Consider the following 20,970-nt stretch of genomic DNA (forward strand, 5'->3'; position numbering starts at 1 on the left):
TTTCCAAATAGAAAAACAAAAAATTTTTATTTTGCATATGCTACAATCTTCTCTATGAAAACTACAGATCTAATTGATCTTCTACTAGAAAAACGCGGTATTACTGGTGTGCAAGATAAAGAAATGTTTCTGCATCCTTCATATGAGCGCGGTATGCATGACCCCATGCGAATGAAAAATATGGAACGTGCAGTGGTACGGCTCTATGAAGCTATTGAAGCAAAACAAAAAATTGTTATTTATGCTGACTATGACTGTGATGGTATTCCGGGTGCGGTAATGATGCATGATCTCCTAACCAAAATCGGTTACACGAATTTTTCTATTTATATTCCAGACCGACAAGATGAAGGATATGGACTCCATATGGATGCGATTAAACAATTTATTATCGAGAAAGTTGATTTACTAATTACGATCGATTTAGGGACGACCGCTGTCGCTGAAGTTGCCGAAGCTCAAGCAAATGGTATCGATGTCATCATTACAGACCATCACCTGCCGCACGGCGATCTGCCGAAAGCATTTGCCCTGCTTAATCCAAAGCAGGAAGGCGATACATATCCATATCCTATGCTTGCAGGTTCTGGAGTTATTTTTAAGTATATCCAAGGGTTTCTTTTTAAATATAGAGAATATTACAAGATTCCAAATGGTTTTGAGAAATGGCTGCTTGATATGGCTGGACTTGCAACACTCGCTGATATGGTGCCCTTAACTGGGGAAAATCGAGTGATTGCATATTACGGACTTATGGTTTTACGCAAATCAATGCGCCCAGGACTACGTGCACTTTTTTCACATCTTAAAATTGACCAGCGACATCTGGCTGAAGATGATATTACATTTATGATTACCCCTAGGTTGAATGCCGCATCTCGTATGGATTCTCCAATGCGAGCATTTGAACTTCTATCCGAAACTGATAAAACTAAAGGCAACTTGCTTGCATTACATCTTTCGAAAATTAATGATGAGCGTAAAGTGTTAGTTGCTCAAATTATGAAAGATGCCTATAAACATTTGGAAAAGCGCGATCTAGGTCAAGTTATTGTGATAGGGAATCCTTCCTGGCGTATTGGTGTGCTTGGTCTTGTTGCGGGCAAGCTCTGTGAAGTATACAAGCGACCAGTCTTTGTCTGGGGAAGAGAAAGTCATGACGGGTCAACGACACTCAAAGGCTCATGTCGAAGCGATGGTAGCATAAGCGTTGTAGAACTCATGCAGGCAAAAGAGTCTCTCTTCCTTCATTTTGGTGGACACGAAGCATCAGGTGGATTTTCTCTGGAAGAAGCAGGGATTCATTTTCTTGAAGAACATTTAACAAAAAGCTATCTCTCACTTGCGAAAGATACCTCAGAATCGAACGTGGTCTATGATGCGCAATTGGCTGTATCAGATATAACATCCAAAATGCATACAACACTCGCAGAGCTTGCGCCGTTTGGCTGTGAAAACCGTAAGCCTACGTTCTTGTTTTCTGGAGTAATAGTAGAGCGTGTACGGCAATTTGGTAAAGAAAAAAATCATTTAGAACTACACGTTAGTGATGGTAAACGTAGTATAAAAGCTATAGCTTTTTTTACAACAGCAGATACTTTTGATGTAAGTATTACAGAAGGTTCGTGTATTGATCTGGTGGCGACTGTTGAACTCTCGTATTTTGGTGGTCAGTCAGAATTACGCTTACGAATAGTTACTATCCAATAAAAAAATGCCCACAAGGGGCATTTTTTATTTACTTCGTTTTTATTGAAGTGAAGATTGGATGTTTGAGTTAAATTCAACTGAATTTGGGAGGATACTGTTTACAGGATTTGTTGAAATTACAGCGTCTGCTTTTACATCAGCCTTAATGCTTTCAAAGAAAGCTTTTTCTTGTGCATGAAGGGCCTTTGCTGCAGTTAGGAAATCTTTAATGGCAGTAACAGCTTCTTTGAGTGCAACTTTTGCATTCTCTGTAGATTGACCATTTTGATATGCACTGACTGAAGTTTGGAAAGCTAAGATTTTTGCCTTTGCAATATCATGTTTAACAATAACCTGATCAAGCTTAGCATTGTACATACTCATGTCGTGACCGCGAGCTTGGAGTTTCTGATTGATTTCTCGTAGGTGGTTTACAGCGTTATCCATGCGTGTCATGTACTCACTGAGTCTTTCTCGGACAGACATAATTCTATCTGAAGTGCTCATAGTTGCTCGTGCGTTTGTATCTACTGTTGTAACAGCAAATGTTGGTGCAATACCTGCAAACATAAGCATTGATAAAGCGATAGTACTAATAAGAATTTTTTTTGTGTTTTTCATAAAGTAATAATTACGGTAATAAATGACAGGATCACTGTCAGAGGGCTTTCTAAGCCTCTCGCCTAGTATGACGTATCATCCTCTAAATAGTGACACTCCCATATAAAGCAATAAAATCCAGGCATCAGCCTGGATTTTATTGGGGCAACTCTTATTAGAGCCCTTGGTCAATATTGGTTGTATCAATACTATTGAGATCATTGCTTGCACTGTTAAAGTCAGCATCCAATTGCGCATCTGTGCTTGCGCCATTTGTAGTGTCAGATGGATAGGTATTTGTCATGTCAGCATTATATGGAGTAACTGCGTTTTGATTTGTATTTTTAACAATAAAGTAAACACCAATCAAAATAACAACTGCTACTAAAACCCAAATAATTGCGTTGCCTCTTTGTGAACGATTTGTTTGTGACATAGGTAGAGATGAAATATATAATCTTTTAGTTTATATATTTCAGAAATTAATATATTAATAATTGTTACCTTTTTATTATTCTACAGTGACGGGATTACTAGCTCGATATGCCTCTAGCGCAGTTTTTAAATAATCTCGAACAGTTGCTACTGTTTGTTTCAAATCAATAAAATCGTTTTTAACTTTTATCACCTGAGCTCTCATTTCTGGTGTAAAAGCTGTTGCAGTGCCAAACATTGCCTTGAGTGTATCAATATCAGCTTTAAGTGTTGCTCGCTTTGCTACAGCTGTCTGTAGAAGATTTTGTGCTTGTGTAACATCTCGTCCGCTTGCTTGCGCTCTTGTAATAAGATCGTCAAAACGGTCCATGACAGTTGCCATGCGGCTGTACATAGACTCAATACGATTACTAAGATCTGCTGGGGTAATAGTCGCTGCAAATGCCTGTGTTCCTGCAAACATGATAGTAAGTGCCAATGCGCCTACAAGGATTTTATTTTTCATAAAAAATATCTATTTTATTAGTAATAAGTAAAAATTCTATTAAGAATTTTTATCTGCTGTAATAACGAATGAATATATATATTGTGACAACGATCAATCACTCTATATGCACTTAAGTATAGCATGTATGCATTCGGCACAATGTGTTTTTGCACATGCTCCTTTTATAATAAAAAGCTATACTTGGAAAATGAAACAAGATATAACGACTGTATTTACCGATGGATCATCGCGCGGCAATCCTGGTCCTGGTGGCTGGGGGACTGTCGTACTTTATGCTACCGGTATGGTTCGTGAACTCGGCGGTTATGCAGCAGATACAACAAATAATCGTATGGAACTTACCGCTGCTCATGAAGCATTGTATTTTCTTGAGCAAGAAAAATACGACCGCGAAGTCATTGTCTGTACGGACTCTACGTATCTACTTAATGGCATTACAGGTTGGGTATTCGCATGGGAGAAAAATGGTTGGAAAACTAAAACAGGTGAGCGAGTTGAAAACCGTGACATTTGGGAAGCGTTGCTCGGGCTTACCTATCGATTAAGTCGAACAAATAAAATAACCTGGCAAAAAGTAAGTGGTCATCGAGGTGTATTTGGTAATGACCGTGCAGATTTTATTGCAACATCGTATGCACTTGGTACACCGCCACTTCTCTATAAAGGTTCATTTGATGAATATGTACGGTTATTCGGCAAAGGTGGAGCAAGTGAGGCAAAAGCACCAAAACGTAAAGGTGAAGCATATGCATATGTTTCACTCGTTGATGGTGCATGCTATTCGGATCAAACGTGGGACGCATGTGAAAAACGAGTCAAAGGGAAAAAAGGTGCAAAATTCAAAAAAGTGTTTTCTGTTGAAGAAGAGAAGGAGTTGGTAGCACTATGGAGTAAATAGGATACAATCCTTGACTTTTTGCAAAAAATATGTTTATATACAAGAAGACGTAAGAAGGAAACTTCCAGAGCGTCTAATACTTTGAAGCATTAGTGCTTCATTTTTCGTTCATTTCACTTTCATAAAAAACAAAAAAACATGAAGAAAAAACTCTCCATGATTATGATTTGCATTTTCGCAATGACTGTGCAAATTTCATTTGCTCAGGAAGCAGCTTTCACCGTCAGTAAGGCCAATCCCTGTATGAAGCAGGATTCAGTTATTTTCACCGATCAATCGACTGGTGATATCACCGAATGGTATTGGAGTTTCGGCGGAGGTACTCCATATAGCCATTATGGCCAAACTCCTCCCAAAATTCATTTTGATTGGGCAGGTAGTCATCAGGTGTGGCTTACCATAACTACAAGTGATGGATATCAACACCAGACATCCCAATATATAAATGTCAGTGAATTGCCAGCAGCGATGTTGGACCAAAATAATTTAAGTAATAACTGCCCTGGGACAGAAGTTACATTGTCTTCATCGCAAACTATGGAGAAATTTGAATGGTTCAAAGAGGACTCACTTATTTCCTCTGGTCTTGTAAAAACCATATCCGTAACTGAAACAGGTGAATACGAGCTTTATGTAACGGATGCAAATGGTTGTCGATCCCAGTATGGAGATGACATATATGTTCCATATTATCAGGAAATGATTGTTATCATGGATGGTTGGGGGCCAACAGGCGGAATGGAAAACGGGGAACTAAGTAATTGCTATAGTTCACCTGGAAGTTTGAATGCACAGGTATACAATGCCTGGGCGCAGCCACTTACCTTTGTATGGAATGGAATTGATACAACATACTATTCAAACTATACACCAACAGGTACGGGTGATTATTCAGTTCAGGTCACTGATCAAAATGGCTGCAAAGCAAAATCTGAAACTGTCCATGTAACGACGCATCCAACCCCAATCATTGCAATTAATGCATTGAATGGCACAAGTGCATGTTACGGTGATAGTCTGTTGTTGACCGTTCCAAATTCCTGGTCCTCATACCAGTGGAATTACGGCTCAACGAATAGTGTCATGTATGCCATGTGGAGTGGAAACTATAGTGTGACAGTAACTGATATGTATGGTTGCATAGGTATGGATAATATAGATCTAAACTTTATGCAACCACCCCAGGAGCCAAATATTTTTCCGGGTGATGGGTGTACACTTGCGACAGATGGAATCGATGGAGTGCAACAGTGGTATGTCAATAATGTTGCTATTGCGAATTCAGATACGCCATACTTATTTATCAATACTTCCGGTTTTTATACCGTGGAAGTTACGAATACGAATGGTTGTATTTCTGAACGATCCAATCCGTTTTGGGCAAATTGCTCAGTAACAGGAATTTTGGAGCTTCAACCAACAATTGAGTTTATGGTGTATCCGAATCCAGCAACAGATGTGATCAATATTTCACTGCCAATTTCGGATGATTATACAGTTGAACTCATTAATATGGTTGGCCAACATGTTTTTGACTTGCAAAACCAACAAGGTTTGGTAAATGTTCATCGACCAAATATTCCACCTGGTCAGTATTTACTAAAAGTTTCTGACAAAGATGGAATCAATACAGTGCAGCAAGTGATTTTCAATTAGCAAGAAAAACACTTACTGCAATACCCTCACATTCTGAGGGTATTTTTTATGTTAAAATTTTTATATGCAACGATATTTACTTTTTATCGTTATGCTTGCATTTGGTATTGGCATACTAACAGCTAGTTATGTTCCAATACCTATAAATATACTCTGTATATTTATAGGTATTGGTGTACTCCTTTTCTTTTTACAATTTGTATTTCAAAAGCGCAAAAATATTTTCCTTCTCATTTCAATACTCCTGCTTGCTTTTACCATTGGCATAGTTCGTACACAGTTTGCGATTATAGGCATACCACCCTATTTAGAAGAATTAGTAGGGGATAATGTCTCGTTTACTGGAGAAATAATTGCAAAACCAGATGTGCGAGAATCGAGCACGCGGTTAATAGTGGAGAGTACTAATCTTGTGCCAGATGAAAAAGTTAGATTACTTGTCGTTGTTGGTCCTTATGAAAATATTTCTTACGGGGATACGCTTAAAGTTACAGGCATAGTCGAGACGCCAGAAAATTTCCAAACCGATCAAGGCAAAGAATTTGATTACGTTTCCTATCTCGGCAAAGACGATGTGTATCTCATAGTACCGAAAGCAAAGGCGAGTGTTATAGACACTCGCCCACGTTCGCTCCTTAAGATGTTGTACAACATCACTGACCGTTTTAGTAATGTTATTAGTGACGCTGTTCCTGCGCCCGAAAGCACATTTGAACAAGGTATTCTTTTGGGGGCAAAGTCTGGATTATCCCAAGAGTTGCGTAATGCATTTATTACGACAAGTACCATCCATATTGTTGCCCTGTCTGGCTACAATGTATCAATAGTTGCTCGCGCAATTGAAAACATCTTCTCATCTTTCCTCTCTCAAACATTCGCACTTAGCTTAGGGGGGTTAGGCATCGTACTGTTTGTACTGGCAACTGGTGCACAAGCAACGGCAATCAGGGCAGGTGTGATGGCGCTCTTGGCAATTATTGCCAAGCGTACTGGACGGACGTACATGATTACTCGTGCGCTTTTTATTGCTGGTGCATTGATGCTTCTTTGGAATCCAAAATTGCTTGCATTCGATGTATCATTCCAGCTTTCTTTTATTGCAACAGCGGGAATTATTTGGATAACACCAATTCTTCTACAGAAACTTTCATGGATCCGTATTTTGTGGTTCAAAGACATAATTGCAACAACAATAGGGGCTCAAATTGCTGTTGCGCCGCTCATACTGTATAAGATGGGCACCTTTTCTTTGATTGCACTTCCAGTCAATATTATTATCTTGCCATTTATTCCTATCGCGATGTTGCTCGGATTTTTTATTGGGGTTATTGGACTTGCGAGTCCCGTGCTCGCCATGCCATTTGGCTATTTGTTGTACCTATTACTCCATAGCATACTTTTTATTGTGGTTACTGCGAGTCATATTCCTTTTGCAATGGTTGTTGTGTCGCATTTCCCGTTCATACTGGCATTGATTCTGTATCTGGCACTTTTGTATTGGCTTTATCGGACGCACCGAAATAGAAGTAATGAAATAAAAGACACTGCATTTTAATTCTATTTTTTATTCCAGCGCTTCCTCGAAGTTATCTTCAACATCATTCCAATTAAGATTCTCAAAAAAGGCTTCAACGTATTTTTTCTTGTCTGCTGGTGTATAGTCAAAAAGATACGAATGTTCCCACATATCAAGTGCAAGGATTGGTGAGAGTCCAGTTAGTTGTCCCAAGTGTTGCTCGTCTACCCACTGCATGATAAGCCTTGTTGTTTTTCTGTCGTAGTAAAGCATAGCCCAACCAATGCCTCGAGTAAGTGCGATTGCTTTAAATCGTGCAAGCCACGCATCATATGAGCCCCATTCTTTCTCTATATTTGTCTGCAGCACACTATCCGCTGGGAATGAGCTAGCACCGCCTTCGAGTGCGCCAAAGTAATATTCATGGTTTCGCATGCCGTCGAATTCAAATGCAAATCTGCGCTGTAGTTCGCCGAGTTCATAGGCATATTTCTCACTATTTCCCGCTAGTTCATCGATATGTTCGAGAATAAGGTTGGCATTTTTAACATAGCCCTGGTAGAGCTTCAAGTGTTCCTCGATTGTTTTTGCTGATATTCCTGCAAGTTCAGGAATTACGAATGCTTTAGCGGTAAATGGTGTCATACATTATATTGAAATAGTTAGAAGTAATGGCTAAAGTATACCACGGGAATTTTTTACCAGGAGAGGTATACTTTATATATGTCACACAGGTATACATACCTATCTATAGGATTTGGAACGTTACTTTTTGTTATTTGGTTTTTTATTTTGCAAAGTTTGCCCCACGATTCAGGTAAACTCAAAGTTGCCTTCTTAGATATCGGACAAGGGGATGCAATTTATATTGAGGCACCCAATGGCAATCAAATGATTATCGATGGCGGACCGGGGATTGCACTTATGAATAAATTGCCCGAGGTGTTGCCATGGGGTGACAAAACTATCGATACAGTTGTTATTACCAACCCAGACGCAGATCATTATTCAGGTCTAATTCCTTTATTTGAACAATATGCAGTTGCTTCAGTTGTTGAACCTGGCACGCGTTCAGAGACATCGCTCTATCAAACGCTTGAAGAGCATATAATTCTAGAACATGTGCCTCATCTACTAGCGACGCGTGGAATGGAGATTATACTCGATAGTGAGAAACATATTTCCTACGAGATCCTTTTCCCGGATCGTGATGTGTCTACCTGGGAAACTAATGACGGATCAATCGTCGGCAAACTCACCTATGGCGATACATCATTTCTTCTTATGGGTGATGCCACCATACTGACCGAAGGTATTGTCGTTGCTGAAAATAAAAATACGCTTGATACTATTGATGTTCTCAAGCTTGGTCATCATGGTTCGCGGACATCATCTGGCAATCCGATTCTTACTGCGACGACACCTGATGTTGCGATTATTTCTGCGGGATTGAATAATAAATATGGTCATCCACACCAAGAAGTCATTGATCGATTACTAGCTTTGCATATTCCATACCTTACAACATTCAAAGAGGGAACAATTATCTGCGAGAGTGATAGTATGGATATTATCTGTCAGTAAAATAAAAATCACGCATATGCGTGATTTTTATTTTACTGCTCCGGCTTTTTTGAGAGTGGCGTAGACGCCGTTTTTGTTGAGTGTTCGTAGTCCTCGAGTCGAAATTTGGACTGTGACTGTTTTCTTGAGCTCAGGTACGTAGATTCTTTTCTTCTGAATATTGATATATCGACGAGTTTTACCAGTTGGCGTGAAAATAGTAGCACGTGTGCGGTTCGCATACTTGCCGGCGGTCGTCGAACTTCGTTTTGTGACTATACATGTTTTAGCCATAGTGTTTGCATGCTATCATGCTATATACCTATATGCAAGTTACTGAATCAATTTTTTACGTTGCTGTGCTCATTATGTCAGTCGTTGTCCACGAAGTGGCTCATGGCTATGCGGCATCGCGCCTGGGGGACCAAACCGCAGTCATGGCTGGCCGGTTGACACTTAATCCCCTTAAACACCTCGACTTCATTGGATCGTTTCTTTTACCGCTCCTCCTCATTATTTCCAAAGCAGGTTTCGTTTTCGGCTGGGCTCGACCAGTGCCATACAATCCGAATAATTTACGCGATAAAAAATGGGGAACGGTGATTGTGGCTTCGGCAGGTGTTATAGCCAATGCTGGCATGGTTGTTATTTTTTCACTCGTGTTGCGGCTCTTGCCACTTGTTGGTGTCACTTCGCCAGCACTCATAGGCATTCTTTCTATTATCGTCTTGGTCAATATTGTGCTTATGATTTTTAACCTTATCCCGATTCCCCCGCTTGATGGTTCTAAAATCCTCTTTGCTTTTTTGCCACCAAGCGCTCGTCGTATTGAATACTATATGGAGCAGTACTCCCTCGTCGTACTTCTTTTCTTTGTTATATTCCTCTGGAGATATATTGCACCGTATATATATATATTATTCCATGCAGTAACAGGATTAAGCTAGGTCATGGCAGACTTGCGTTTTCCTTGGGGCTATAGTAGAGTTATCGCACTAGCTTTTTGAGCTATTTTTGTTTAGACATATGCCGACAATCAACCAATTAATCAAAAATAAAAGAAAGAAGGTTATTAAGAAATCAAAAACTGTCGCACTTGCGAGAGGGTTTAACTCGCTTAAGAACCGACCAGTCTACTACCCTGCCCCATTTAAGCGAGGAGTTTGCACGAAAGTTTCAACAACAACTCCAAAGAAGCCTAACTCAGCGCTTCGTAAGATTGCACGTGTTCGTCTCACTAACGGTCTCGAAGTGACTGCCTACATCCCGGGTATTGGTCACAATCTCCAAGAACACTCAGTTGTTATGCTCCGTGGTGGCCGTGTGAAGGACTTGATCGGGGTACGATACCACATTGTTCGCGGTATGCTCGATGCATCAGGAGTCGATAAACGTATGCAAAGCCGTAGTCGCTATGGTGCCAAACTTCCTAAGAAAGGCGATAAGAAATAATTTTAATTTAAATTCATGCGAAGAAAAGTCAAAAATCGTAATACTGCAGAGCCAGATCTAACCTACAACTCAGCCCGTCTAGGTAAGTTTATCAATGCCATCATGTTTGATGGTAAGAAAGAAACTGCGCGCCAAGTTGTCTACGATGCACTCACGATAATCAAAGAAAAAGCTGCAACTGAAGAACCGCTTGAAGTATTCGATACTGCTATTAGAAATGCTTCTCCTGCAACTGAAGTTCGCTCACGCCGAATCGGTGGTGCTAACTATCAAGTCCCTCGTGAAGTTCGTCCTGAACGCCGACAAGCACTGGCATTTCGTTGGATTATTGATGCTGCTCGTGCAAAGAAAGGCTCACCAATGGCCAACCGTCTTGCAGATGAGTTAATGCTTGCTGCTAAGAACGAAGGTTCTGCTATCAAGAAGCGTGATGATACGCATCGTATGGCTGAAGCCAACAAAGCCTTTGCTCACTTTGCGTGGTAATTGTAAATAATCTTCAATAACAAAAGCTCCCTAATAGGAGCTTTTGTTATTTGCATAAACTTACCTTATACCGTATAGTATTGGCACAAGACGCAAGTCTCTTTTTTATTTATTTTATACATATAACGAACTATGGAACGAGATTATCCGTTAGAGAAAGTAAGAAATTTTGGTATTATCGCCCACATTGATGCGGGTAAAACAACGACAACTGAGCGTGTCCTTTACTATACCGGTGTGTCACACAAGATCGGCGAGGTGCATGACGGCGAAACAACGACTGACTGGATGGAACAAGAGCGCGAGCGTGGTATCACGATCACGTCTGCTGCGGTGACTTGTTTCTGGACGCCAACGTATGCATTGACTGACAAAAATAAAAAGCATCGTTTCAATATTATTGATACCCCAGGTCACATCGACTTTACGGTTGAAGTAAAGCGCTCCCTCCGTGTGCTCGATGGAGCTGTCGTTGTGTTCGATGGTGTTGCTGGTGTTGAACCACAATCAGAAACCAACTGGCGTTATGCTGATGAGGCAAACGTCCCTCGAATCTGTTTCATCAACAAACTTGACCGAACCGGTGCATCATTTGAACATTCCTATGCAACAATCCTTGATCGTCTTTCCAAAAAAGCTGTTCGTGCACAAATTCCAATAGGACTTGAGGAGAAACATGAAGGCGTGATTGATCTCCTTCGTATGAAGGCCTACTACTTCGAAGGTGAGATGGGAAATAAAGTTATCGAAAAAGATATTCCTGAAGAATATAAAGCTGATGCGGAGAAATACCATAGTGAGCTTATCGAGAAAATCGTCGAGCAAGATGATGCAGTCATGAATGAATATCTCGAAGGCAAAATTCCTGATTTTGATATGCTTAAGAAATTGCTCAGAAAAGGCGTGATTGCCAACAATGTATTTCCAGTCTTTGCTGGAAGTGCACTCAAGAACAAAGGCGTGCAACTCGTTCTCGATGCTGTTGTTGACTATCTCCCAGCACCTACCGATATTCCGCCGATCCCAGGTATCAATCCTGATACTGATGAAGTGACGGAACGCAAAGCGTCTGACGCGGAACCATTTGCAGCGCTCGCATTTAAAGTTGCTACTGATCCATTCGTCGGACAGATTATTTTCTTCCGTGTGTACTCAGGTACACTTGAAGCCGGCTCATATGTCTATAACCCACGTACTCGCAACAAAGAGCGCATCGGCCGAATTCTTCGTATGCATGCCAACGATCGAGAAGAAGTGAAGAAAGTCTATGCCGGAGAAATTGCGGCAGCTGTTGGACTCAAAGATACGATTACGTCAGACACGCTCTGTGATCAAGAAAAACCTGTTGAGCTTAACCGTATCGTCTTCCCTGAACCAGTTATTTCGCTACGAGTAGAACCAAAGACCAAAGCTGACCAAGAGAAAATGGGTATGGCACTTAACCGTCTTGCCCAAGAAGATCCGACATTCCGCGTATCTACTGATCAAGAAACAGGAGAAACGATTATTGCTGGCATGGGAGAACTACACCTTGAAATCATCGTTGATCGTATGAAGCGCGAATTTGCTGTGGAAACCAATGTTGGCAAGCCACAAGTTGCCTACCGAGAAACAATTACCTCAGAAGCTTCAGCCGAAGGCAAGTACATCAAGCAGTCTGGCGGCCGCGGTAACTATGGTCACGTCAAAATCAAGATCAAGCCAATGGATATGTCACTTACCAAAGAAGACATTGAAGATTTACCAAAGAATACCAAGCGTGAACCACATTTCGAATTCATCAACAATATCAAAGGTGGCGCGATTCCGCAGGAATATATTCCACCAGTTGAGAAAGGCTTCCGTGAAGGACTTGATCGGGGAATTCTTGCAGGGTTCAAAATGGTAGATGTTTCTGTTGATCTCTGGGATGGTAGTTTCCATGAAGTTGACTCGAACGAAATGGCCTTCAAAATCGCAGCATCGATGGCTATCCAAGACGCAGCCAAAGCTGCTAAGCCTGTCATCCTTGAACCTATGATGAATGTTGAAGTCGTGACCCCTGAGAAATTCATGGGTGATGTAACTGGAAGTCTTTCTGCAAAACGTGGACTTATCGAAGGCATGGAAGATCGAGGTATGAATAAAGTTGTTCGTGCTATCGTGCCGCTATCTGAAATGTTCGGCTACATGACCAATCTCCGTTCGATGACTGAAGGTCGGGCAGGATTTACTATGGAATTCATCCGGTACGATATCGTACCTGCTAACGTTGCGGAAACAATTATTGCTGCAAGGAAGTAAAAGCGTACGCAAGTTTATATAACAACATCTCGCCCCGTACTAAACAATCTGCGCATTCGGCAGGTTGTTTTGGTTCTGGGGTGCCACAAAACGTCGCTGAGACGATCATTGCCGCAAGGAAATAAAATTTACATAAACAAAAATCTCCCCAAACAGGGGAGATTTTTGTTTATTGACATTTATGATAATTTGTGATAATCTAAGCAAAACTTAAAAATATGAAAAATAAAAGACTTCCTTTTATCATCTTGGCACTGGCTGCCATTGCTACGATTATTTTTTTCGCTGTCTCCTGCTCCAAGGAGAAAAGTATTGTTGATTTGGTGAACGATATTGAACCGGTTCATCGGTTAGATAATCGTTATACATCTATCCTGGATACGTTATCAACAATGACAGACAAAGGCAAATTGGAATATATTAACAAACAGTGGCCAACACTCGGAAATGATGTTGTTTATTGGGTAAGAAACTATTCTGATGATATGCCTGCATATTCTCGAATTTCAAAAACTGCAAGAATTGATTCTGTGGTCTTACTTTTCGGTAGTGGAAAAGATGCACAAGGCAACGATGCAAATGGGAATATGCATGATGGCGGAATATTTGATAATGATCTAATTGCCGCAATTTATGTTCACGGAGAAAAGGATCCTCACAAATATTTCGTACAATGCACCAATGGTATGAGCTATCCGGTAGAAACATCAAATGTTCGGAGAATTGGTCGCATAAAATATGGAAGTGAATTTACCATCGGAGAGGGAGAAGGATTCTGTCACTATATATCCTTTGATGTTGGGATTGACTTAGGACGTGAGTGCGGAATTAAATTTTATGAAGGGAGAATTCAAACCCCAGAGCATGAAATATCATATGAACGTGCATGGGAATTGAGAGATCAAACTGATGATATACAGGTTACGGCTGGATTGAAAAAAGGAGATTATTTTAACCTTACTACCAGGAAGTGCAAACTGGTTCCCAGATAAATTTGCTATTTTAAATGGCAAAACCCACCAATTAGTTTGGTGGGTTTTCTTTTGCGTCTTTTTTAGGTAATACGCCTTGTTCTTCGAGTTCCTTTCGTTTTTCTGGAGACATAAAATCTTTGGCTAACATGTCGCCTAATGCTTCGGGTGTAAGTGGTTTATCCTTGATAAATTTACCTTTTTCATAATTAAAAATTTCTCTTTTGTCCATACATATATTGTATAGCGGCATATACCACCGGTCAATCATTGTGATTGGGAAGCGCTTTACAATAAAACCAAGATACTTCATGATAGGAAAAACCATTATCTAAACAGGCAAGTACATGGAAAGTTCCAATAAAAAATACCATCAAGCATATGCAATCGCTAGAGCATTGTATACGTTAATATATGTAGGAAGCCGTAAAATGTCTCCAGAAGTTTATATATGTATCGTTCAGGGTGTCAAAATGTCCCAAGGTACTCTTGCTGAAGAGTCGGAGTTCCCCGGTGTTGTAGAATTTTCTCATGAACTAAATTTAGCTTTGCAAAAAAAATAATTGGAAGGATATCTATCTCACCTACATGTTGCAAACTTTAGAAGGAGCCCCGGCAATCATCACCGAAGCGCAAATCAAGAGTTTAGTTATTCTTTTAAGAAATGTGAGGAATATACTAGAGAAAAAAATGTTGTCTTAGTTAAGAACCCCATGGGGTTCTTTTTATTGCAAAATACAATATTTATGTTATAATAAAATAAACTTTATTTGACATGCTAAAAACAAAACAAAACAAAGAGGCAGATGTTGCGGTGCTCAATCTATTTAAGGCACTGCGAAGACTGGTAAAGGGCGAGACTAAGAAATTATCAAAAGCAAACTACAAGAAACTTACTTCTGTAGTACGTTTGATGAATACCAAACCCACCGAGAATAATCTTGAGGTGGTGAAACAATCTTTCCTGAAGAGTATCAAAGGTGATCCTGACTATATTGGCTGCAATGAAACGTATTATTTGATTGAGACGTATACCCCAAAAGAATCGCTGGATTCAATTGTGAAGGAATTGCTCAATATATGTGGATCTAAAGATTTCAAAGCCTCTGTGCTTTTACTTTGGAGCCAAACCATGCGCGATAAAGCGCTTGAAGAAAAACGAAAACTGACAAAATAAGTAACATGGAAAATACGACATCACTTGCCCGATTACGAGTGGGCACAGCAAAAAATATTGCTTTTGGACTTGTAGAATTTATTGTTAACAAAAGGGGTATTTTGTATCCTAAGATAAAAGAAACAGTCTATCAGGCATTACATTTTATGGAGACTGAAAACGGTAAAAGTATTGAAGAATACCGACCTTGCAATACGGGCGCGCGAGAATTGGCTGAGTGGATGATTGATAGTGTGAGTCAATATCGTCGTGCTGCATTTGCGGCATATGTCCGTGCGAAGTTAAATAATGATCCGATTATTGCTAACGTAGAAGAGAAACAGATATTCAACGACGCCTTGGAAGATGTGTCGTATCAGCTAGCTTGTCAACTGAAACACACGAAGTAATGCACAGATCCTTAGAACTTTCAAATGCAATGAGGGAAATTTTCCCTCAAGATTCTAAGAAAGATTTCTGGATTGAGTGTATACGAAGCAAACTCAGTCACCCACATATGAACAGTAATGCTCAAGAATGCACAGGTGATTTGCTTGTCGTGATGGAAAAAGTAAAAGATATTCTCCATCAGAGGCGAAAAGCATTTCTCTGATTGCTCAATACCCCTTCTTTCTGGGGGTATTTCTTTTTTACAGAAAATCTGTACACTGAACCAAATGGAAAACGATATGAAAAAAATTAAAGGAATTGCATTGATCACAGGCGCAACTGGAGATATTGGCGGGGATGTGGTCGCAGAAGGCATTTCCCGCGGATACTTCATATTGGCGTTTGGGCGAAATCAAGATAAATTATTGGCGCTTAAAGATAAGTATCAAGACGCAATAGAAACAGTGTCGCTTGATCTTTCTGACGAGGCACATGTTGAAAGAATACTTAAGGATATGAATCAAAAGTATCCTAAGGTTGATGTGCTGATCAATGGTGCCGGACTTTTTCGTTGGGATTATGAATACGGGAAGGCAACTGTGGATGAGAACAGGCTTGCGGCCATGGAAGACTTGATGGAGCAGAACTATACTTCAAAAGTTCGCTTCATGAAATATTTCAAACCGCTCTATCGTGGGCAGAAAGTAAAAGTGATAGATGTGTCATCTTGGGCCGCGCAGTTTCCGTTGTCGGATTTGATTATCTGGCCGGAATGGGGATATGTATTCTCAATGCGTTCTGTGTCTGCTCGAAACTTGAATTTACAGAAGCAGAATGATCCAACTGATACGTTTAGTTACGATTTGATCGAGCCGAAACTCATTGATACGCCCAAAATGCGGGAGAATATGAAAGATGACTCCGAAGGTCGTCGACCAACAATGCATGTCAATTGGGAAGTTGATGCTCAAAAGCCTGCAGCTCTTGCGAAAAATATCTGGGATCTAGCTGAACAAGAATAATCGAAATAAAATGCCTCGAAAACCTCGGGGCATTTTTTATTTATCTAAAACTCATTCTCACATTCTCAAGTATGTTGGCATGAGTTTTAGGTAAAAGAAAACCCAAGCGCATGTAGGTGTTTCATTTGACAAAAGCCCGTATTTCATTAGACTGAGTCTAAATTTCTTCATAGTAAAAATCAGTCACAATGGAATCAAAATTTAGCCAGAAACAGCTGGATGCTGCAAGAAAGAAAATCATTTTCGCGCTCGATGTGGATGATCTTAAAAAAGCTAAAAACATCATAAATGATTTAGGTCCCCATGTCGGAGGCATCAAGATTGGTTTGGAGACTCAAACAGTTTTTGGTGGTCCAATTATGCTTGATCTGACAGAAAAGCAGGACGTTGATACATTCTATGATGGCAAGTTCAATGACATCCCCGCTACCATTATTGGTGCAACAAAACCTCTCGCAAAACGTGGAGTCGGAATGTTTAATATCCACGCTACAAGTGGTAATGAGGCAATTAAAGCTGCAGTAAAAGCATGTGAAAGTGCAGGTTGTATTGTACTTGTTGTAACTGTGCTTACTTCCATTAGTCCTGAAGAATGCATGGAAATATTTGGCGATACTCCTGAAAACAAGGTGTTACAGTTTGCTCGTAAGGCAAAAGCAAATGGAGCTCATGGTGTCGTGTGTTCAGCAAAAGAACTTCCAGTGCTTATGGCGGATGAAGAAACTCATTCGCTTATAAAAGTGACTCCAGGTATTCAGCCTGAATGGATGCAAAAGAATGATCAACAGAGAGTTATGACACCCTACGAAGCGATCAAAGCTGGTGCTGACTATTTGGTGATTGGAAGAGCAATCAGTCAACCACCTAAAGATCACGAGTATATCCAAGGTGATTCTCTCAAAGCGATTGAACTCATCACTGAAGAAATCGCCAAAGCATTGAGTGAAATGAACATAGAATAAATAATTAGATATCTAAAATTAAAATCCCCTAAAGTGAATCACTTTGGGGGATTATTTTATACTAGCACCTTAGCATCACGCATTGCTTGCATTAGTATAGGCCATTCGTCTTTTGTTTGAGTCACAATATTTCCATCCTTAATGTCTGCATAAACCGCAGGATCTTCTTGTACATATTCCACAAATGGCTTTTGCCATAAAGAATATACAGGGATAGTTTGTTCACCATGCTTGAATTCTGTCTTTACTGATGGAGATCTATTAAATGCACCAACGATGGCGACAACTGTACCTCCATTTTTCTCAATCTCAGTAATGGTTTTTTCTGTGGTGCTGAAATTATTCAATACATCTTCAACTATAACAGTCACATCGCCTTTCCGTATTGAATGCCGCGCAAAAGCCAGATTTGTTTCCTCACGTTCCTTTTCTGACCTTGCCTTCTTCACCTTTTTTTCAGCACATGCATACCTTTTTGTACACACAAGAGCAAGCATCAGTGCCAGCGCGATACCGCCCATTTGAGGACCAATAAATACTGTTATCTTTTCGAGCAAAGCAGGGCTAATTTCGCGTTTTAGTTGTGTAGCGAAGTAGTGTACTAATGTTGGATGTTCTTCGGCTTTGGCGAAGTTTATGTAGATGTCGCCAACATATGCTTTTTCTGTTTGGTCAGGAAGGGGGTATTTACCCGCATACGTGACTAATGGACCTAATCGTTTGCCACCTTGATCTTTCGGACATTCATAGAATCCATCGATCGCATGCATGATACTGATAGGATCATTTTTCTGGTCATTAACGATCTGCATAATAGGTTTTTCGTGTGCCATAGGGAGTGTATTTGTGTTTTTTAAATTTTTTTAAACTTTACCATAGTATGGCTTTATAGCAAGATTTAATCTGCTTTATAAAAATCAGGGGAGTAAGAAGCCTCCTGTCAAAGGACTTATTGACAAATATTTTCTATTTGCTAGGATGAGATGTAATCGCAATTTTGCGCCGTTTTTATTTAGTCTTTTTATTATTACTAGTAATTTTTTATTTCTATGGCAGAACTATTTAAGCGAGACAAGCCACACATCAATGTGGGCACTATTGGTCACGTTGACCACGGTAAAACAACTCTAACAGCAGCTATCCTCCATGTGTTACAGATGGCTGGTAAAGAGGTGAAAATGAAGGGAGTTGGCGATATCGACAACGCTCCTGAAGAAAAGGCTCGTGGTATCACGATTAACATTTCTCACAACGAATACGCAACAGACTCACGTCACTATGCGCATATTGACGCTCCTGGACACGCTGACTACATCAAAAACATGATTACCGGTGCAGCTCAGATGGATGGTGCTATCCTCGTTGTTGCTGCTACTGACGGCGCGATGCCACAAACTCGTGAACACGTGCTTCTTGCTAAGCAAGTCGGTGTTCCAAAAATCATCGTCTTCTTGAACAAAGTAGATATGGTTGATGATAATGACTTGGTTGATCTCGTTGAAGAGGAAATCCGAGAAATCCTTGCAAAACAAGGCTTTGATAAAGATTGTCCAATTATCCGAGGTTCAGGCCTTAAGGCTCTTGAATCAACATCTATGGATGATCCATGGGCACAGAAAGTTATGGAACTCGTTACAGCTCTCGATACCTATATTCCAGTCCCAGAGCGTGATGTTACCAAGCCTTTCCTTATGCCTATTGAAGATATCTTTTCTATCGAAGGTCGAGGTACTGTGGTTACTGGTAAAATCGAACGTGGGATCGTTAAGGTTGGTGAAGATGTTGAAATCGTCGGTATCAAACCAACACTTAAAACGACCGTTACTGGTATCGAAATGTTCAACAAGCAACTCAATGAAGGTATGGCTGGAGACAATGCAGGTATACTTCTCCGTGGAACAAAGAAAGAAGAAATTACTCGCGGACAAGTTCTCGCAAAGCCAGGCTCAGTAACACCTCATGATAACTTCGAATGTGAAGTCTATATCTTGAAGAAAGAAGAAGGCGGCCGTCACACACCATTTTTCGCAGGTTACAAACCACAATTCTACATCCGAACAACTGACGTGACTGGTGATGTTACGCTTCCAGAAGGTACTGAAATGGTTATGCCAGGTGATACGATCAAGCTCGTGGTTAAATTGGTTACTCCAGTTGCCCTCGAAGATCAGACACGCTTTGCAATCCGTGAAGGTGGCAAGACAGTTGGTGCAGGAGTTGTAACTAAGATCATCAAGTAAGCTTACTATCCGAGACTATTGTTCATTCATGACAACACAAACAACAAAACCAAAGACGACTCGCAAGAAAGTCACGAAAGAAGAGGCAAGTGTCAAACTCCGCATTCGCGTCAGGGCATATGAGAATAAAATTCTCGATGCTTCAGTGAAGCAGATTATTGATACAGCTCGAAGGTACGATGCAGTTGTTGTAGGTCCAATCCCACTTCCGACAGAGATCAAAAAGTACACAGTCAACCGCGCATCGTTTGTCTACAAGAATACTCGAGAACAATTTGAGATGCGAGTTCACAAGCGAGTGATTGACATACTTAATCCTAATCAGAAAACGATCGAAGCACTGACAAACTTGAGTTTGCCGTCAGGGGTTGATATTGATGTCAAGATGATGTAAGGTATATCTCTAACCGAGCATGTCGGTTCGCCCGACCTCTACTATATGAAATTTATTCTAGCTACAAAGGAATACATGACAACCTATTTTGCACCGGATGGCAGAGCTATTCCGGTTACGGTTGTTCACGCAGGTCCTATTACGGTAACCCAAGTTAAAACTCAAGAACTCGATGGCTATGACGCTATCCAGTATGGTTCAGGCACTCAGAAAGAATCACGCATGACGAAAGCAGAAATTGGCCACCTCAAAGAATTACAGAAGACCAACATTCTCCGTGAAGTTCGGCTCGATATGCCAGCTGATGTCAAACGTGGCGATACTGCTGATGTTTCATTGTTTACGCCAGGAGATGTCGTCAGTGTTTCAGGTATTTCAAAAGGTAAAGGATTTCAAGGTGTCGTCAAGCGATATAACTTTGCTGGTGGACGTAGAAGTCATGGTCAAAAGCATTCTGAACGTGAAGGTGGATCAATCGGTGGAGGTTTGCGCTCGCGCGTACCGAAAGGCATGCGAATGCCAGGCCGTATGGGAACTGATATGATTACGGTCACTAACCTCGAAATTATCGCTGTTGAATCTGAAACTGGCACAATGCTTATCAAAGGTGCGCTTCCTGGAAGACGAGGTACGCTATTAGAAATCAAGGCAAAATAATACTTGTCCCGTTAGAAAGAAACCAAAAACAATATGACAACAAATCTGAAACAACCAAATACTAGTACAACCAAGCGAAATGAAACGCAGGT

Annotated in this window: 26 protein-coding genes; 19 read left to right on the forward strand and 7 right to left on the reverse strand. The window is 40.5% G+C overall.

From position 1 onward, the window contains the following. Positions 1–54 precede the first annotated feature (54 nt). Entirely contained in the window at positions 55–1,710 is a 1,656-nt protein-coding gene (gene recJ / locus IPF86_01975; GenBank protein ID QQR50666.1) for a single-stranded-DNA-specific exonuclease RecJ, read from the forward strand. A gap of 39 nt (positions 1,711–1,749) precedes the next feature. Here the strand turns inward: recJ and IPF86_01980 are convergent, their stop codons facing one another. The 3 genes from IPF86_01980 to IPF86_01990 form a co-directional block, all read right to left on the reverse strand. Then, positions 1,750–2,310: a hypothetical protein gene (locus IPF86_01980; GenBank protein QQR50667.1), complete on the reverse strand. Its 561-nt coding sequence runs from the start codon at positions 2,308–2,310 to the stop codon at positions 1,750–1,752. Positions 2,311–2,464: 154 nt separating this feature from the next. Further along, positions 2,465–2,725 (reverse strand): hypothetical protein, encoded by a 261-nt coding sequence (locus IPF86_01985; GenBank protein ID QQR50668.1) that lies wholly within the window; start codon positions 2,723–2,725, stop codon positions 2,465–2,467. A 75-nt stretch (positions 2,726–2,800) separates the two neighbouring features. Beyond that, positions 2,801–3,229 (reverse strand): hypothetical protein, encoded by a 429-nt coding sequence (locus tag IPF86_01990; protein QQR50669.1) that lies wholly within the window; start codon positions 3,227–3,229, stop codon positions 2,801–2,803. Positions 3,230–3,419: 190 nt separating this feature from the next. Between IPF86_01990 and IPF86_01995 the strand changes: the two genes are divergently transcribed. The 3 genes from IPF86_01995 (at position 3,420) to IPF86_02005 (ending at position 7,341) form a co-directional block, all read left to right on the forward strand. Then, on the forward strand, positions 3,420–4,130 hold the full coding sequence (locus IPF86_01995) for a ribonuclease HI (GenBank protein QQR50670.1): 711 nt from the start codon (positions 3,420–3,422) through the stop codon (positions 4,128–4,130). A gap of 162 nt (positions 4,131–4,292) precedes the next feature. Next, positions 4,293–5,786, forward strand: coding sequence for a T9SS type A sorting domain-containing protein (locus tag IPF86_02000; GenBank protein ID QQR50671.1), 1,494 nt, complete (start codon positions 4,293–4,295; stop codon positions 5,784–5,786). A gap of 64 nt (positions 5,787–5,850) precedes the next feature. Then, the gene (locus tag IPF86_02005; protein ID QQR50672.1) at positions 5,851–7,341 is read left to right on the forward strand and encodes a ComEC/Rec2 family competence protein; all 1,491 of its coding nucleotides are present in this window, start codon (positions 5,851–5,853) and stop codon (positions 7,339–7,341) included. Positions 7,342–7,350: 9 nt separating this feature from the next. On the opposite strand, the gene IPF86_02010 is transcribed toward IPF86_02005, so the two are convergent. Next, the gene (locus IPF86_02010; GenBank protein ID QQR50673.1) at positions 7,351–7,947 is read right to left on the reverse strand and encodes a superoxide dismutase; all 597 of its coding nucleotides are present in this window, start codon (positions 7,945–7,947) and stop codon (positions 7,351–7,353) included. A 78-nt stretch (positions 7,948–8,025) separates the two neighbouring features. Between IPF86_02010 and IPF86_02015 the strand changes: the two genes are divergently transcribed. Next, the gene (locus IPF86_02015) at positions 8,026–8,886 is read left to right on the forward strand and encodes an MBL fold metallo-hydrolase (protein ID QQR50674.1); all 861 of its coding nucleotides are present in this window, start codon (positions 8,026–8,028) and stop codon (positions 8,884–8,886) included. A gap of 27 nt (positions 8,887–8,913) precedes the next feature. Here IPF86_02015 and IPF86_02020 read toward each other — a convergent pair whose 3' ends face one another. After that, on the reverse strand, positions 8,914–9,159 hold the full coding sequence (locus IPF86_02020) for a 50S ribosomal protein L28 (protein QQR50675.1): 246 nt from the start codon (positions 9,157–9,159) through the stop codon (positions 8,914–8,916). 17 nt (positions 9,160–9,176) lie between these two features. Between IPF86_02020 and IPF86_02025 the strand changes: the two genes are divergently transcribed. From IPF86_02025 to IPF86_02045, 5 genes are all read left to right on the forward strand, one after another. Continuing rightward, on the forward strand, positions 9,177–9,812 hold the full coding sequence (locus IPF86_02025; GenBank protein ID QQR50676.1) for a site-2 protease family protein: 636 nt from the start codon (positions 9,177–9,179) through the stop codon (positions 9,810–9,812). A gap of 79 nt (positions 9,813–9,891) precedes the next feature. Next, positions 9,892–10,317, forward strand: a complete 426-nt coding sequence (rpsL, locus tag IPF86_02030) for a 30S ribosomal protein S12 (GenBank protein QQR50677.1) — start codon at positions 9,892–9,894, stop codon at positions 10,315–10,317. A gap of 15 nt (positions 10,318–10,332) precedes the next feature. Next, on the forward strand, positions 10,333–10,803 hold the full coding sequence (gene rpsG, locus IPF86_02035; protein QQR50678.1) for a 30S ribosomal protein S7: 471 nt from the start codon (positions 10,333–10,335) through the stop codon (positions 10,801–10,803). Between the two features lie 132 nt (positions 10,804–10,935). Then, positions 10,936–13,086, forward strand: a complete 2,151-nt coding sequence (fusA, locus tag IPF86_02040; protein QQR50679.1) for an elongation factor G — start codon at positions 10,936–10,938, stop codon at positions 13,084–13,086. Positions 13,087–13,304: 218 nt separating this feature from the next. Further along, entirely contained in the window at positions 13,305–14,078 is a 774-nt protein-coding gene (locus IPF86_02045; protein ID QQR50680.1) for a hypothetical protein, read from the forward strand. Positions 14,079–14,109: 31 nt separating this feature from the next. Here the strand turns inward: IPF86_02045 and IPF86_02050 are convergent, their stop codons facing one another. Next, positions 14,110–14,289, reverse strand: a complete 180-nt coding sequence (locus tag IPF86_02050; protein ID QQR50681.1) for a hypothetical protein — start codon at positions 14,287–14,289, stop codon at positions 14,110–14,112. Between the two features lie 115 nt (positions 14,290–14,404). On the opposite strand from IPF86_02050, the gene IPF86_02055 reads away from it, so the two are divergent. The 6 genes from IPF86_02055 to pyrF all read left to right on the forward strand — a co-directional run bounded on the left by IPF86_02055 (position 14,405) and on the right by pyrF (position 17,587). Then, the gene (locus IPF86_02055) at positions 14,405–14,620 is read left to right on the forward strand and encodes a hypothetical protein (protein ID QQR50682.1); all 216 of its coding nucleotides are present in this window, start codon (positions 14,405–14,407) and stop codon (positions 14,618–14,620) included. A gap of 212 nt (positions 14,621–14,832) precedes the next feature. After that, a complete protein-coding gene (locus IPF86_02060) occupies positions 14,833–15,234 on the forward strand; it encodes a hypothetical protein (protein QQR50683.1) in 402 nt (133 codons plus the stop codon). Positions 15,235–15,239: 5 nt separating this feature from the next. After that, positions 15,240–15,623: a hypothetical protein gene (locus IPF86_02065; protein ID QQR50684.1), complete on the forward strand. Its 384-nt coding sequence runs from the start codon at positions 15,240–15,242 to the stop codon at positions 15,621–15,623. Beyond that, positions 15,623–15,826 (forward strand): hypothetical protein, encoded by a 204-nt coding sequence (locus IPF86_02070; protein QQR50685.1) that lies wholly within the window; start codon positions 15,623–15,625, stop codon positions 15,824–15,826. Before IPF86_02065 ends, IPF86_02070 begins: the two co-directional genes overlap by 1 nt. 64 nt (positions 15,827–15,890) lie before the next feature. Beyond that, entirely contained in the window at positions 15,891–16,625 is a 735-nt protein-coding gene (locus tag IPF86_02075) for an SDR family NAD(P)-dependent oxidoreductase (protein QQR50686.1), read from the forward strand. Between the two features lie 188 nt (positions 16,626–16,813). After that, on the forward strand, positions 16,814–17,587 hold the full coding sequence (gene pyrF / locus IPF86_02080; protein QQR50687.1) for an orotidine-5'-phosphate decarboxylase: 774 nt from the start codon (positions 16,814–16,816) through the stop codon (positions 17,585–17,587). Between the two features lie 56 nt (positions 17,588–17,643). Here pyrF and IPF86_02085 read toward each other — a convergent pair whose 3' ends face one another. Then, positions 17,644–18,420, reverse strand: coding sequence for a hypothetical protein (locus IPF86_02085; protein ID QQR50688.1), 777 nt, complete (start codon positions 18,418–18,420; stop codon positions 17,644–17,646). A gap of 216 nt (positions 18,421–18,636) precedes the next feature. Here IPF86_02085 and tuf point away from each other — a divergent pair, with 216 nt between their 5' ends. The 3 genes from tuf to rplC are packed head-to-tail and all read left to right on the forward strand — an operon-like array spanning position 18,637 to position 20,878. Beyond that, entirely contained in the window at positions 18,637–19,827 is a 1,191-nt protein-coding gene (gene tuf, locus IPF86_02090) for an elongation factor Tu (protein QQR50689.1), read from the forward strand. A gap of 28 nt (positions 19,828–19,855) precedes the next feature. Continuing rightward, entirely contained in the window at positions 19,856–20,221 is a 366-nt protein-coding gene (gene rpsJ, locus IPF86_02095) for a 30S ribosomal protein S10 (GenBank protein ID QQR49863.1), read from the forward strand. Positions 20,222–20,266: 45 nt separating this feature from the next. Further along, positions 20,267–20,878, forward strand: a complete 612-nt coding sequence (gene rplC / locus IPF86_02100) for a 50S ribosomal protein L3 (protein ID QQR49864.1) — start codon at positions 20,267–20,269, stop codon at positions 20,876–20,878. Positions 20,879–20,970 lie beyond the last annotated feature (92 nt).

Source organism: Candidatus Nomurabacteria bacterium (assembly GCA_016699085.1).
GTDB lineage: Bacteria > Patescibacteriota > Minisyncoccia > Phycocordibacterales > UBA9973 > CAZLWF01.